The sequence below is a fragment of the Kineosporia sp. A_224 genome (assembly GCF_002198655.1).
GTDB lineage: Bacteria > Actinomycetota > Actinomycetes > Actinomycetales > Kineosporiaceae > R-H-3.
Genome location: NZ_MWLN01000204.1, coordinates 80233 through 93342, shown reverse-complemented (window position 1 = coordinate 93342; position 13110 = coordinate 80233). Strand labels below are relative to the sequence as shown.

Below are 13110 nucleotides of genomic sequence, written 5' to 3'. Positions count from 1 at the left end.
AGCCACGCGCCGAGCAGGGGCAGGCCGGTGCGGGCGGTGCGGGGTAGGTAGCTCGGGTCGGGTGCCGACCTCTGGCGGGTTGTTCCCGTGACGGCGGGGCGTGTTGCGCCGTCCTCTGGTGGGGTACGCACGTCACCGCCTGGCGGGGCGGCGTCCTCTGGTGGGGTACGCACGTCACCGCCTGGCGCGCGACATCCTCTGGTGTCAGAAGCACCTTAAAACTGGGTTTTTGGGGTGCCCAAGGCTCCAGAGGACGACGAGACGTGCGTTCGGCACCAGAGGACGCGCGCCATGCGGTGCAGGACCCGCCAGAGGACGCCCACCATGCGGTGCAGGACCCGCCAGAGGACGCCCACCATGCAGTGCAGGACCCGCCAGAGGTTGCCGGGCACGGTGGCGGGACGCGTCAGAACGGGAACGGACGGCGCTGGGCGCCGAGCGACTGCCGGTGCGAGACGTTCGTCAGCGAGCGCACGGTCTGCGGCTCGGTGCGGTCGAGCCGGGAGGCCAGCGCGAGGAACAGGCCCGCCGTCGTCAGGGCGTCGCCGGCCGCATGGTGCGTCGTGTGCAGCGGCAGCCCGATCCCGGACGCGAGCCCCTCGAGCGAGGGCTCGGTCTCGGCGCCGCGCGGTGCCAGGCCCAGCTCCCGGGCCAGCGCCGCGGTGTCGACGACCGGCCCGTCGAGGCGGAGCCCGCACTCGGCGAACGCCCGGCCGATGAACGCCCGCTCGACCCAGGCCGCGTGCGCGACGAGCACCCGGCCGGTGAGCAGGTCGGCGAGGGCCTCGACGCAGACGTCCAGGCCGGGTGCGTCCTCGAGGTCGGCCGGGCGCAGGGCGTGGATGGCGATGCTCTCCGCCGACACCGGGATCCGCGGCCTGACGAGCCCGTACACGACCGTCGAGGCGACCACCCGACCGCCGCGGACGACGACCCCGCCGTAGCTGACGATCTCGTCGCGCTTGAGGTCGAGGCCGGTGAGCTCGAGGTCGACGACGGCGAGCTCGGCGTCCCGCCACGGCAGGTCGAGGCTGTCCCAGCCGGGGATCGCCCGGGGCCGGCCGCCCGGGCCGCGCCCCGTGAGCCGGCGCAGCAGGCTCATCCGGCGCTCACCCGAGCCGGCGCTGCCACTCGGACTCCAGCCGCTCCTGCACGTGCCCGATCGCCCGGAACGACTCCCGCAGGTGCCGCCGGGTCAGCGAGTCGAGGTCGCCCGGGGCGACGTAGGTGCTCGCCGGCCGGCCGGCCCGGATCGCCTCCACCTCCTCGGCGAGGAGCAGCGCGTAGACCTGGTGGTAGGCCCCGACGAGGGTCTCGGCCTCGTCCGTCGTGAGCAGGCCGTCGGCGGCGCCGCGGCGCAGCCGCTCGGGCGTCGTCCCACGGACGTCGCCGGTGACGACCCCCACCCAGCGGCCGAGCGACGTCACCGGCCGCAGGCCGCCGCGCTTGAGGTTGAGCTGCCCGCGGTGCTCGCCGCTGTGCTCGACGACGAAGTCCCGGACGAAGCCCGTCGGCGGCCGGGCGGCGAGGGTGTACTCCAGGAGCGCGTGGAGGAACTGCGGGCTGCGCGCCGGGGCGACCATCGCGTCGAGCACCTCGCGGCCGAGCGCGGCCTCGCTCACCGGGCGGCTGTCCGCGAGCATCGTCGCGAGCAGCAGCGAGCCCTCGGCGGAGGGGTCCTTGACGATGCCGGCGACGTCCGAGCGCCAGCGCGCCAGGGGCCGCGAGAAGGTCGGGGTGTTCGCGTTCGCGCCGTCCGCGCAGCGCTGGAGCCCGCACGACTCGAGGTCGTCGAGCACCCGGGACGCGGCCGACCGGACGGCGTCCGCGGCCTCCTCGCCGCCGTCCCAGACGACTGCGGTGTCGACGTCGCTGCTCGGCAGCACCTCGCGGCGCGCGAGCGAGCCGAGCACGAGCCAGGAGGCCGGGACCCCCGGGTCGGCGACGGCGGAGTCCAGGTGGAGCAGACGGCGCAGGGCGGAGTCGACGACCGCGGCGAGCAGACCCCCGATCCGCTCCGGCGGGACGCCGGTGTCCCACAACTCGACGGCGGTCGCGGGCAGCAGCCGGCAGGCGTCACCGAGGGCGGCGAGGTCGGACGCCGAGTCGACGGCCGCCCGGACGACGAGCGGGTCGCGGACCTCGGCGGAGGCGAGGTCGACGACGCGGACGACCCCGAGCGGGCGGCCCGTCCGGTCGACGGCGACGAGGTGGTGGACGCCGTGCTCGACCATCTGGAGGAAGGCCGTCGCGACCGGGGTCGAGGCGTTGACCGTGAGCACCGGCCGGGTCACGAGCCGGTCGACGGGCTCGTCGACGCCCACCTCGCCCGAGCCGACGCGGCGGCGGAAGTCGTTGTCCGTGACGATCCCGGCGACGCCGTCGGGGTAGTCGACGAGCGCGCAGGACTGCCCGGAGTCGCTGATGAGCGCGGCGACCTCCCGGACCGGCAGGTCCGGCGCGCAGCGCGGGACGGGGCGCACGTAGCGGCTCACCGGTGCGTGCGCCCGGTCGGCGAACCCGCCGTCCGCGCCGGTGAGCCGGTCCCGCCGCACGTCCGTGCCGTAGAAGGCGAACCGCAGCCGCTCGGGGTGCGCGAGCAGCGTCCGGTGGTCCGGCAGGCGGTAGCAGAGGGTGTCCTCGGCGGCCCGGACGGCGAGCGCGGGCGGCAGCCCGGACAGCAGCGACACGTGGCCGAAGGTGTCGCCGGGCCCGAGCAGGTCGACGACGCGGCCGCGGTCGACGACCTCGACGGCGCCGGTCCGGACGACCCACAGGTGGTCGAGCGGCTCGGCACCTTCGGCGACGACCGTCGTCCCGGCCGTGAAGTACTCGGCCTCCACGGCGTGCGCGAGCCGCTCGAGGTCGTCGCCGTCGAGCGCCGCGTACGGGTCCTGGCCCGCGAGGAAGTTGAGGAACTCCTTCACGCCCCCAACCCTGGACGGTGCGCGCGCCGGGGCCAAGGACGCAGGTCCCCCGTGCGCCGGACGGGCCCCGACACGCGGTGAGCAACACGCGGCGACCAACCGGACGACCCGCGCGAAGGCGTCGCATCGGGCTCGGGTGAACGGCCGACGAACGTTAAGCCAGACTCAAGCAACTGGCACATCGCTGGACGTCGGGGGTAGCGTCCAGGGCGACGAGCCTCATCTTGGGGCGTCGGAAGGACGGAAATGCAGTACGTCGGAAGTCACCGGGAACCACGCCCGGCCTATCTACGACTGCCTGTGCTCGGCGCCGCCGCCGGGGTCCTCGTCACCGCGATCGCCGGTGTCGTCGCGATGAACGTCATCGGCGACGCCCCGGACCGGGGCGTGCAGGTCGCCGCCGCCCAGCCCGGGACGTCCAGCTCGAGCTCGACCGAGGCCGGGATCGTCATCACCCAGGAGAGCTCCTCCTCGTCCTCCTCGTCGAAGACGAGCAAGTCCAAGGCCGCCGCCACACAGGGCACCGTGTCGTCGCGCTCCGGCGCGGACCGGGCCGGTGGCCGGGCGCCGATCTACACGACGACGCGTCCCGCCGCCCGGGTGACCACGTCGACGTCGCGCAAGCCCGCTTCGACGACCGCGAAAACGACCACCACGACGCGCCCCGGGACGACGACGAAGCCGCCGACGACCACGACGACGACNACGACGACCGAGCCGCCGCCGCCGACCACCACGACCGAGCCGCCGCCGCCTCCGGTCGATCCGCCAGTGGTCCCCTGACGTCAGACCGAAGGCCGGTCCCGCCGCGTGCGGGGCCGGCCTTCGCCGTTCCTGCCCTCGCCGCCCCGGCCCCGGCGCATCACCGCACCCGGCGACCGCACAGGACCGCCCCGGCACAGCAGAACGCCGCTCCCCCGAGGGGGAGCGGCGCTCTGGTTACCTGGCCTGGCTCTGGTCAGTCCTCGTCCCCGCGCTGCTGCGGGATTCCGGCGAGCAGCGCGCGTACCTCGGACTCGCGGTAGCGGCGGTGACCACCCAGGGTGCGGATCGAGGACAGCTTCCCCGCCTTGGCCCAGCGGGTGACCGTCTTCGGGTCGACTCGGAACAGCGCGGCGACCTCGGCCGGCGTGAGCAGGGGCTCTGCGTCGGGCGTACGGGTGGTCATGTTCATCCTCCAGGAACGGGGCCGATGCCCCGGGGCTGGGAACATCGTGCCCTGTCAGATCGCTTCTGGGGAACAATTGCGGTCGATGATCCCCCGTTGGGGGGATGTATGCCCCCGTTGGACCACAAGTCGTGACGGATCCACGACGCACGGGTCGTTCCGGCTCCCCACCCGCACCGGGGCACCGGGGCAGGCACCTCATGATGACCGAGAAAGGTCATCCAGTAAACGTTGTCTTGTGGTCAGACGGTGATAGGCCGCCGCAGCACCGGTCGGATCGCCCGAAGCAAGGCATTCCAGGCCCATCTGGACATCCTCGGCGCCGTCCTCGCCGCCGGTCAGCCGGACGACCGGGCCGGCGTCCACCTCGACCCACGCGCGCGGGTGGAAGGTCTCCAGCCACCGGGCCATGATCTCCACCTCCGCGGTCAGCTCGGTCTCCCCCACGCCCAGGCGCAGGGTGCGCAGCGCCCGCGCGGCCCTCGACCGGGCCGTCGACATCGGGACGACGTACCGCCCGCCGCCACCGGCCCGCTCGCCGTCCTCCGGGCGCACGAGCGACAGCCACGCCTCCGGGAGCGTCCAGGCCCGCACGAGGCGCCTGGGCGGCCGGACGGAGCCCGGCCCGGGGGTGTCGTCGGCCCCCACCGGGCAGACCAGGACGACCCCGCCGGCCCGGAGCACCCGGGTCGCCAGGAAGGTCGGGGGCCGTCCGGCCCCGCGCGCCCGGTCCGCACGCCCGCCGTCCGGGTGCGGGCCGTCCGGGTGGCCGGGGCCCGGGTCGTCACCGGCGCCGGTCGACGCCGTCGTCCAGCCGGTCTGCACCGTCGCGTCTGCACCGTCGGGCCCGGGGACGACGGCGCCGCGGCCGGCGAGCACGCCGCGCCAGGACGCCGTCCGCTCCGCCTCCTCGGCGCGCCGGTCGGCGCCCTCGCGCAGCGCGAGCACCTCGAGCGCCGGGCGGTCGGCGATCGCGAAGGCCTCGAGCGGCTCGTAGACCCGCATCGTCGTCGCGGGGACGGCCGGCGGCAGCAGGCGGGGCGTCACCGGCCCATCGTCACAGGCCTGCCGCCAGGAGGCCACAGCCGCCGCCGGATCGCCGGCCAGGACCGATCCTTCGCCTGCGGCAAGCGTGTCCGGAGCGCGCATGATCACGCGTTCTGCACCGGTCCCGGACGGCCGCCACCCTCTTGGACCAGCCGGGATGCCGTGGGGGCGGCGGACGTTGTACCGTAGCGAGCACGAGTGACTGATGACCACACTCCGGGGCCCCGCCATGTGCGCTTGCCCCGGGTCGACGTATGAGGGGGTCGACGCCATGGGGCGCGGCCGTCAGAAGGCCAAGCAGACGAAGGTGGCTCGGCAGCTGAAGTACTTCAGCCCGAACACCGACTACGACGCCCTCCAACGAGAGCTCACCACCGCCGACGGGCACGCATACCCGCCGGCAGCGGAAGCGGTCGACGAAGTCGACGAGGTTGAGGACGACGAGGCCGACGACGACGAGGACGACGAGTACGCCGACTGGTCCCCCGGTCAGCACCGTTGACCCGTCACCACTGACACACGGACGTGGACCGCGCCGCCGCGGGTGGCGCGGTCCACGCGTTGTCTGAGCAGTTGACGCACCGCTGAGGGTCGCCGCAGGGCGGCGCCCCACGGGGGTGCCGCCCGCCCCCGCGCGGATCGTCCCGCGCGGATCGTCCACCCTCGGTCAGGCGGGGTGATCCCCGACGAGACGGACCGAGCCGCCGTCGACGCCCTTGGCGCCCTGGGTGAGCTCGCCGTCCGCGAGGCCGCCCGGGTCGGTGCCCGGCTCCGCCGCGACCGCGCCGAGCACCCATGCCGGCAGCCCGCGCGCGGCGAGCCGCGCGACGACCGCGTCCGCGGCCTGCGCCCCGACGACGGCCACCATCCCGACGCCGACGTTGAGCGTGCGCTCCAGGTCGGCCCGCGGGACCCCGCCGAGCCGGGCGACGAGCCCGAAGACCGGCGGCGGCGTCCACGTCGCCCGGTCCACGGTCGCCCGCAGGCCCTTGGGCAGCACCCGCGCGAGGTTCGCCGCGAGCCCGCCGCCGGTCACGTGCGAGACGGCGTGCAGGTCAGGGCCGAGGGCCGCGGCGAGGTCGAGGACGTCCGCCGCGTAGACCCGGGTCGGGGTGAGGATCTCCTCGCCGATCGTCCGGCCGAGCTCGTCGACGTGCCGGTGGTAGTCCCAGCCGTTGGCGGCGAGCACCCGGCGCACGAGGCTGAAGCCGTTGGAGTGCAACCCGGACGACGCCATGGCGACGACGACGTCGCCGCCGCGGACCCGGTGCGGGCCGAGCAGGTCGTCGGCCTCGACGACCCCGGTCGCGGCACCCGCGACGTCGTACTCGTCGGCACCGAGCAGCCCCGGGTGCTCGGCGGTCTCGCCGCCGACGAGCGCGCAGCCGGCCTGCTCGCAGGCGGCCGCGATGCCGCGGACGATCGCGGCGATCCGCTCCGGGACGACCTTGCCGCACGCGATGTAGTCGGTCATGACGAGGGGCCTGGCCCCGCACACGACGATGTCGTCGACGACCATGCCGACGAGGTCGAACCCGATCGTGTCGTGGATGTCGAGCGCCTGGGCGACGGCGACCTTCGTGCCCACGCCGTCGGTCGAGGAGGCGAGCAGCGGACGCCGGTAGGCCTTGAGCTCGGAGGCGTCGAAGAGGCCCGCGAAGCCGCCGATCCCGCCGAGCACCTGCGGCCCGTGGGTGCGCGCGACGGCCGCCTTCATGAGCTCGACGGCCCGGTCCCCCGCCTCGGTGTCGACGCCGGCGTCGGCGTAGGTGATCCCGGACGGCCGGCCGGCCTGCGCGTCGCTCACGGGAGAATCCTAGGGGCGGGCCGGACGCCGGCCCGGAGCGGGCCGAGGTCGACCCCGGCAGGTACCTGCTGGGTGATGCAGTGCGGCCCGCCGCCGCCGAACGCGATGGTCGCGGCCGGGACGCCGACGATGCGGCGGTCGGGATACACGGCGGCCAGCGCCTCCAGCGCGGCGTCGTCGCCGGCCGCGCCGGTCGTCGGGACGACCACCGCGCCCGTCGCGAGGTAGTGGTTGACGTACGACACCTCCGGCTCCGGGCCGGGGTCGACCGTCGCGACGGCGAACGGCCGGCCGGCGGCATCGGTGGCCGCCGCGAGGACCGCGAGGTTGGCCCGGGCCCGCGCGTGGTCCGGCGAGGCCGGGTCGGCGGGCACCTCGAGGAGGAGACGCCCTGGCGCCACGTACTGCGCGACCCCGTCGACGTGACCGTCCGTGCCCTCGGGACCGGTGTCCAGGCTGTGCCCGTGCGGCAGCCAGACGACCGTCGTCACGCCGAGGTAGGCGGCGAGGGTCGCCTCCATGTCGGCGCGACTCATCGACGGGTTGCGGTTCGGGGCGAGCAGGCACTGCTCCGTCGTCACGAGAGTGCCCTCGCCGTCGACGAGGAACGCACCACCCTCGAGCACCATCGGGGCCCGGAACGCCTGCAGGCCCAGCCGTTCCGCGACGCGCCCGGCGAGCCGGTCGTCGTCCGCGTACGGGTGCCAGCGCCCGCCCCACGCGTTGAACGCGAAGTCGACGACGGCCGCCGTCCCGTCGTCCCGGGTGACGAAGAGCGGGCCGCTGTCCCGGGCCCAGGAGTCGTCGACCGGCAGCTCGAGCACGGTGACGGCGTCCCCGCAGTGCCGGCGGACGTCGCCGGCGGCGCCCGGCGGGCAGACCATGACGACCGGCTCGAACGCCGCGACGGCCACGGCGACACCGGCGTACTCGCGCTTCGCGTCGCCGAGCCGGTCGCCCCACAGGTCGCCGCGCACCGGCCAGACCATGAGGCAGCCGGCGTGCGGCTCCCACTCCGCGGGCATCCGGTAGCCGAGGTCGGCAGGAGTCTCCACGGACCGATCCTGGGCGCCCCGCCCGCCCGCGACAAGGATCGCCGGCTGCAATGTGGCCCGATCGGGTCACCACATTGACCCGTTCCAGACGCCCGGGGTGACGTGGGCCACAGGTACGGTTCGCCGACAGGGACGGACGTGGAGGTCTGCCATGCGTGTCGAGTCTGACGGCCACAGCCGCGGGAACCCGCGTCTGTTCGAGCTGGTCGAGAACGCCCCGAAGACCGGCAAGAGCCCGACCGTCTGGGCCTGGCCGGAGCTCATGGACTACCTGAAGGTCGCCGGCCAGCCGGTCCAGGGGCCGTGGCCGCCGCACCAGCAGCCCCGGCCCGACCCGGACGCCGAGTCCGGCCCGGTCGCCGTGCCGGACCCCGAGTCCCGCTGAACCCCGGGTCGCGCTGACCCCGTCCACAACCCCCTGCCGGTCCACCCGGCACGAAGGAGGCTCGGTGTACCCGTCCAGGTTCGGCTACGAGTCGCCGCGCGCGCTCGACGAGGCGATCGAGCTGCTGTCGCGCGGCCAGGGCGAGGCGAAGATCCTCGCCGGCGGCCAGAGCCTCATCCCGATGCTGAAGCTGCGGTTCGCATCGCCCGAGATGCTCGTCGACATCAACAACCTGCCGGGTCTGTCGCACCTCACGGTGGACCCCGACGGCTCGCTGCGCGTCGGCGCGCTGTGCCGGCACGCGCAGCTCGAGCGCGCTGCCGCGCTGGCGGGCCCGTTCCCGACGATCGCCGCGGCCGCACCGCTGGTCGCCGACCCGATCGTCCGCAACCGCGGCACGCTCGTCGGCTCGATCTGCCACGCCGACCCGCAGGGCGACTGGGCTGCGGTCGCGATCGCGCTCGGCGCCTCGGTCGTCGCGCAGGGCCCGTCGGGCCGGCGCCGGATCCCCGTCGCCGACTTCGTCAGCGGCCCGTTCCAGAACGTGCTCGCGTACGACGAGGTGGCCGTCGAGGTGGTCTTCCCGGCTGCGGCCGGGACCGCCGCCGGGGGCTACCTCAAGCTCGAACGCCGGGTCGGCGACTTCGCCACCGCGGGCGTCGCGGTCGGGCTCGAGCGGTCCGGCGCCGTGGTGACCCGGGCCGGGATGGCCCTCACCGGCGTCGGCGGCGCGACGATCGACGCCTCCGAGGCCGCGCAGGCCCTCGTCGGAGGTGAGCTGACCGCCGACCGGATCGCCCGCGCCGCCGACGGCGCGGCCGCCGCGGCCAAGCCGCGCGGCGACCACCGCGGGAGCGCCGCGTACAAGCGCCACATCGTGCACACCTTCGTGACGCGGATCCTCACCCGGGTCGCGGACGACGTGGAAAGGGCAGCCTGAGATGACGAGCCTGTTCGAAGAGGTCCCCCGGGCGGAGGATGACGCGGTGCCGGTGCGCACCGTGAGCGTCACCGTCAACGGGGAGCGGCGGACCGTCAAGGTCGAGCCCCGGCTGCTGCTGGCGCACATGATCCGGCACGGCCTGAAGCTCACCGGGACGCACACCGGCTGCGACACCTCCAACTGCGGCGCGTGCACCGTGCTCCTCGACGGCCGGCCGGTGAAGAGCTGCACGATGCTCGCCGTCCAGGCCGACGGGCACGAGGTGACCACCGTCGAGGGCCTGGCCGGGCAGAGCGAGCTGCACCCGGTGCAGGAGGGCTTCAAGGACGAGCACGGCCTGCAGTGCGGGTTCTGCACGCCCGGGATGATGCTCACCGCCAAGGCGCTGCTCGACGAGAACCCCGACCCGACCGAGGACGAGGTGCGCTGGGCGCTGTCCGGCAACCTCTGCCGCTGCACCGGGTACCAGAACATCGTGAAGTCCGTGCTGTGGGCCGCCAAGAAGCAGCGGGCCGCGGCCGGCGAGACGGGAGCCGGGGAATGACAGCGCTCGACGAGATCAAGATCGGCGGTCTCGGGGCCAGCCGGCGGCGGGTCGAGGACAACCGCTTCATCCGCGGCAAGGGCAACTACGTCGACGACATCGTGCTGCCGGGCATGCTCCACATGGAGATCCTGCGCAGCCCTGTCGCGCACGCCCGGATCGTCTCCATCGACACGAGCAAGGCCTGGGCGATCCCGGGCGTCCGGCTCGTGCTCACCGGCGAGATGATGGCGAAGCGCAACCTCGCGTGGATGCCGACCCTCAGCTACGACACCCAGGCCGTGCTCGCCACGGACAAGGTGCGCTTCCAGGGCCAGGAGGTCGCCTGCGTCATCGCCGACGACCCCTACATCGCCAAGGACGCGTGCGAGGCGATCGTCGTCGAGTACGAGACCCTCCCGGTCGTCGTCAACCCCGAGCAGGCGCTCGCCACGGACGCCCCGCTCATCCGGGACGACAAGGAGAACCAGCACGACAACGTCGTCTTCGACTGGGAGGTCGGCGACGCCGCCGGCACCGACCGGGCGTTCGCCCAGGCCGACCTGGTCTCGAAGATCGAGCTGCACTACCCGCGCTCGCACCCCTCGCCGATCGAGTGCTGCGGGTCGATCGCCGACTTCGACCGGTCGACCTCCAAGCTCACCGTCTACATGACGACCCAGGCACCGCACATCATCCGGGCCGCCGTCTCGCTCGTCGCCGAGCTGCCCGAGCACATGATCAGGATCGTCTCGCCGGACATCGGCGGCGGCTTCGGCAACAAGGTGCCCGTGTACCCCGGGTACGTGATGTCGATCCTCGCCTCGATCCTGCTCGAGCGGCCGGTCAAGTGGATCGAGGACAAGACCGGCAACCTCATCTCGACCGGCTTCGGCCGCGACGTCTACCTGCGCGGCGAGATGGCGCTGCGCAAGGACGGCAGGATCCTCGGCGTCCGGATGCACACCCTCTCCGATCACGGCGCCTTCTTCGCCGACGCCCAGCCGAGCAAGTTCAAGATCGGGCTCATGCACTCGGCGTTCGCCGCGTACGACATCCCGGCCGCGCACCTGCTCGCCCGGGGCGTCTACACGAACAAGGCCCCCGGCGGCGTCGCCTACCGGTGCTCGTTCCGGGTCACCGAGGCGATGTTCTTCCAGGAGCGGATGGTCCAGGCGGCCGCCGACGACCTCGGGATGGACCAGGCCGAGTTCCGCCGGGTGAACTTCGTCCGGGACGACGACTTCCCGCACCGGACGGCGTTCGGCTTCCTCACCGACTCCGGGCAGTACGGCAAGTGCCTCGACGTCGGCCTGGAGGCGATCGGCTACGCCGACTTCCAGGAGCGCAAGAAGGAGGCCGCCTCGCGCGGCCGGCTGCTCGGCATCGGGATCTCGACGATGACGGAGCCGCTCGGGGCCGGCAACAGCCGCGAGTACGACATCCTCGGCATCAAGATGTTCGACTCCGCGGAGCTGCGGGTCCACATGACCGGCAAGGCGCTCCTGCGCACCGGGGCCAAGACGCAGGGCCAGGGCCACGAGACGACGTGGGCACAGATCGTCGCCCACGAGCTCGGGCTGCCGGCCGAGGACGTCGTCGTCGAGGAGGGCGACACCGACACCGCCCCGTTCGGGATGGGCACGTACGCGTCCCGGAGCACCCCGGTCGCCGGGGCAGCGGTGGCGATGGTGGCGCGCAAGATCCGGGCCAAGGCCCGCAAGCTCGCCGCGCACCTGCTCGAGGTGTCCGAGGAGGACGTCGAGTGGGAGCTCGGCCGGTTCTACGTGCGCAGCGCGCCGAACCGCGGCGTGACGATCCAGGAGTGCGCCGCGGCGGCGTACAGCAACATGCCCGACGGCATGGAGCCCGGCCTGGAGAACGTCGCCTACTACGACCCGCCGAACCTCACCTGGCCGTTCGCCTGCTACATCGCGACCGTCGAGGTCGACCCGCAGACGGGCGTCTGGGACGTCCTCAACTTCGTCGCCGTCGACGACTGCGGCGTCCGGATCAACCCGATGATCGTCGAGGGCCAGATCATGGGCGGCCTCACCGAGGCCTACGCGATGGCGAGCATGCAGTTCATCACCTACGACGCCGAGGGCAACTGCGTCGGCTCGAACTACATGGACTACCTGCTGCCGACCGCCTGGGAGACACCGGGTTTCGAGCTCCACGAGGTCGTCACCCCGTGCCCGCACCACCCGATCGGCGCGAAGGGCATCGGCGAGTGCGCCACGGTCGGCGGGCCGGCCGCGTTCGTCAACGCCGTCATGGACGCCCTCAAGGGCTTCGGCGTCCGCAACATCGACATGCCGATGCTGCCGGACCGGGTCTACGAGGCGATCACGACCGGCCGCGACGTCTCCGGCCACCCGCCGGTGCGGCAGGACGACTGATGGACGAGCACGCCGCCGACGGCTGGGACGTCGTCGCCCGGGCCCAGGAGCTCTCGCGCCAGGGCGAGGAGTTCGCCCTGGCCACCGTGGTCTGGCGCTCCGGGCCGTCGTCCGGGCACCAGGGGTCCCGGATGATCGTCACCGCGGACGGCCGGCAGATCGGCTGGATCGGCGGCGCCTGCGCCGAGCCGGCGGTCGTGCGGGCGATGCAGCAGGCGGTCGTCGACCGGACGCCGCGGCTGCTGCTGCTCGGCGACGCCGCCAAGTTCGGGGGGTCGCTCCCGGAAGGGATGGCCACGGTGCCGATCTCGTGCGCGAGCGACGGTGCGCTGCAGGTCTACGTCGAGCCGGTCCTCCCGGCGCCGCACCTGCTCGTCGTCGGCCGCTCGCCGATGGCGCACACCCTCGGCGGGCTCGCCGACGTGCTCGGCTGGCGGGCCGAGGTGGTGGACGCCGAGGCGTTCTCCGCCGAGGCGGTCACCGCCCGGACCGTCGTCGTGGTCGCCACCCAGGGCCACGGCGACGAGGACGTGCTGGAGAAGGCCGTGCTGGCCCGGCCCGCGTTCGTCGGTCTCGTCGCGTCCCGCCGGCGCAGCGAGACCGTCGTCGGCTACCTCGCCGACAAGGGCGTCGACGCCGGCCTGCTCGAGGCCGTGCGCTCCCCGGTCGGTCTCGACCTCGGCCGGACGACGCACCGCGAGATCGCGGTCGCCGTCCTCGCCGAGCTCGTCGCGCTGCGCGCGTCCGGCGGATTGGAGCCGGAGCGGACCGCGGCGCCGGTGGTCGCCGACGCGGCGCCGCGGTCCGCTNGCCCGCCGCTGCCGCCGCTGCCGCCGCTGCCGCCGCTGCCGAC

11 protein-coding genes and 1 pseudogene are annotated in these 13110 nt (G+C 74.0%); 6 read left to right on the top strand and 6 right to left on the bottom strand.

The features are described 5' to 3' along the window. Positions 1–406 precede the first annotated feature (406 nt). The 4 genes from EDJALFJO_RS25390 to EDJALFJO_RS25370 all read right to left on the bottom strand — a co-directional run bounded on the left by EDJALFJO_RS25390 (position 407) and on the right by EDJALFJO_RS25370 (position 5142). Entirely contained in the window at positions 407–1102 is a 696-nt protein-coding gene (locus tag EDJALFJO_RS25390; RefSeq protein ID WP_088289107.1) for a PolC-type DNA polymerase III, read from the bottom strand. A gap of 7 nt (positions 1103–1109) precedes the next feature. Next, positions 1110–2927, bottom strand: coding sequence for a putative nucleotidyltransferase substrate binding domain-containing protein (locus tag EDJALFJO_RS25385; RefSeq protein WP_088289106.1), 1818 nt, complete (start codon positions 2925–2927; stop codon positions 1110–1112). A gap of 958 nt (positions 2928–3885) precedes the next feature. Continuing rightward, positions 3886–4095 (bottom strand): developmental transcriptional regulator BldC, encoded by a 210-nt coding sequence (gene bldC, locus EDJALFJO_RS25375; RefSeq protein ID WP_088289104.1) that lies wholly within the window; start codon positions 4093–4095, stop codon positions 3886–3888. Between the two features lie 198 nt (positions 4096–4293). Continuing rightward, complete coding sequence (locus EDJALFJO_RS25370) at positions 4294–5142, bottom strand: hypothetical protein (protein ID WP_088289103.1); 849 nt, start codon at positions 5140–5142, stop codon at positions 4294–4296. Between the two features lie 205 nt (positions 5143–5347). Between EDJALFJO_RS25370 and EDJALFJO_RS25365 the strand changes: the two genes are divergently transcribed. Continuing rightward, complete coding sequence (locus tag EDJALFJO_RS25365) at positions 5348–5644, top strand: DUF3073 domain-containing protein (protein ID WP_233150029.1); 297 nt, start codon at positions 5348–5350, stop codon at positions 5642–5644. 165 nt (positions 5645–5809) lie between these two features. Here EDJALFJO_RS25365 and purM read toward each other — a convergent pair whose 3' ends face one another. Further along, complete coding sequence (gene purM, locus EDJALFJO_RS25360; protein WP_088289102.1) at positions 5810–6949, bottom strand: phosphoribosylformylglycinamidine cyclo-ligase; 1140 nt, start codon at positions 6947–6949, stop codon at positions 5810–5812. After that, positions 6946–8004 carry an agmatine/peptidylarginine deiminase gene (locus tag EDJALFJO_RS25355; protein ID WP_198950624.1) on the bottom strand — a complete coding sequence of 353 codons (1059 nt, stop codon included), beginning with the start codon at positions 8002–8004 and terminating at the stop codon, positions 6946–6948. The genes purM and EDJALFJO_RS25355 overlap by 4 nt, the downstream gene beginning before the upstream one ends. Positions 8005–8155: 151 nt before the next feature. Between EDJALFJO_RS25355 and EDJALFJO_RS25350 the strand changes: the two genes are divergently transcribed. The 5 genes and pseudogenes from EDJALFJO_RS25350 to EDJALFJO_RS36565 all read left to right on the top strand — a co-directional run. After that, positions 8156–8389: a hypothetical protein gene (locus EDJALFJO_RS25350; protein WP_088289101.1), complete on the top strand. Its 234-nt coding sequence runs from the start codon at positions 8156–8158 to the stop codon at positions 8387–8389. A 64-nt stretch (positions 8390–8453) separates the two neighbouring features. After that, positions 8454–9329 carry a xanthine dehydrogenase family protein subunit M gene (locus EDJALFJO_RS25345; protein ID WP_088289100.1) on the top strand — a complete coding sequence of 292 codons (876 nt, stop codon included), beginning with the start codon at positions 8454–8456 and terminating at the stop codon, positions 9327–9329. Between the two features lies 1 nt (position 9330). Then, positions 9331–9876, top strand: coding sequence for a (2Fe-2S)-binding protein (locus EDJALFJO_RS25340; protein WP_088289099.1), 546 nt, complete (start codon positions 9331–9333; stop codon positions 9874–9876). Next, positions 9873–12257: an aerobic carbon-monoxide dehydrogenase large subunit gene (locus EDJALFJO_RS25335; protein ID WP_088289098.1), complete on the top strand. Its 2385-nt coding sequence runs from the start codon at positions 9873–9875 to the stop codon at positions 12255–12257. Before EDJALFJO_RS25340 ends, EDJALFJO_RS25335 begins: the two co-directional genes overlap by 4 nt. Beyond that, a pseudogene (locus EDJALFJO_RS36565) lies at positions 12257–13066 on the top strand (XdhC family protein); the annotation flags it as partial. The gene EDJALFJO_RS25335 and the pseudogene EDJALFJO_RS36565, both read left to right, overlap by 1 nt. Between the last annotated feature and the right edge of the window lie 44 nt (positions 13067–13110).

What these genes read in the sequence shown, in the direction of transcription:
- EDJALFJO_RS25365 (WP_233150029.1), top strand. Translation starts at nt 5,348, where the DNA reads ATGACCACACTCCGGGGCCCCGCCATGTGCGCTTGCCCCGGGTCGACG.
- EDJALFJO_RS25335 (WP_088289098.1), top strand. Translation starts at nt 9,873, where the DNA reads ATGACAGCGCTCGACGAGATCAAGATCGGCGGTCTCGGGGCCAGCCGG.
- EDJALFJO_RS25390 (WP_088289107.1), bottom strand. Translation starts at nt 1,102, where the DNA reads ATGAGCCTGCTGCGCCGGCTCACGGGGCGCGGCCCGGGCGGCCGGCCC.
- EDJALFJO_RS25340 (WP_088289099.1), top strand. Translation starts at nt 9,331, where the DNA reads ATGACGAGCCTGTTCGAAGAGGTCCCCCGGGCGGAGGATGACGCGGTG.
- EDJALFJO_RS25350 (WP_088289101.1), top strand. Translation starts at nt 8,156, where the DNA reads ATGCGTGTCGAGTCTGACGGCCACAGCCGCGGGAACCCGCGTCTGTTC.
- bldC (WP_088289104.1), bottom strand. Translation starts at nt 4,095, where the DNA reads ATGACCACCCGTACGCCCGACGCAGAGCCCCTGCTCACGCCGGCCGAG.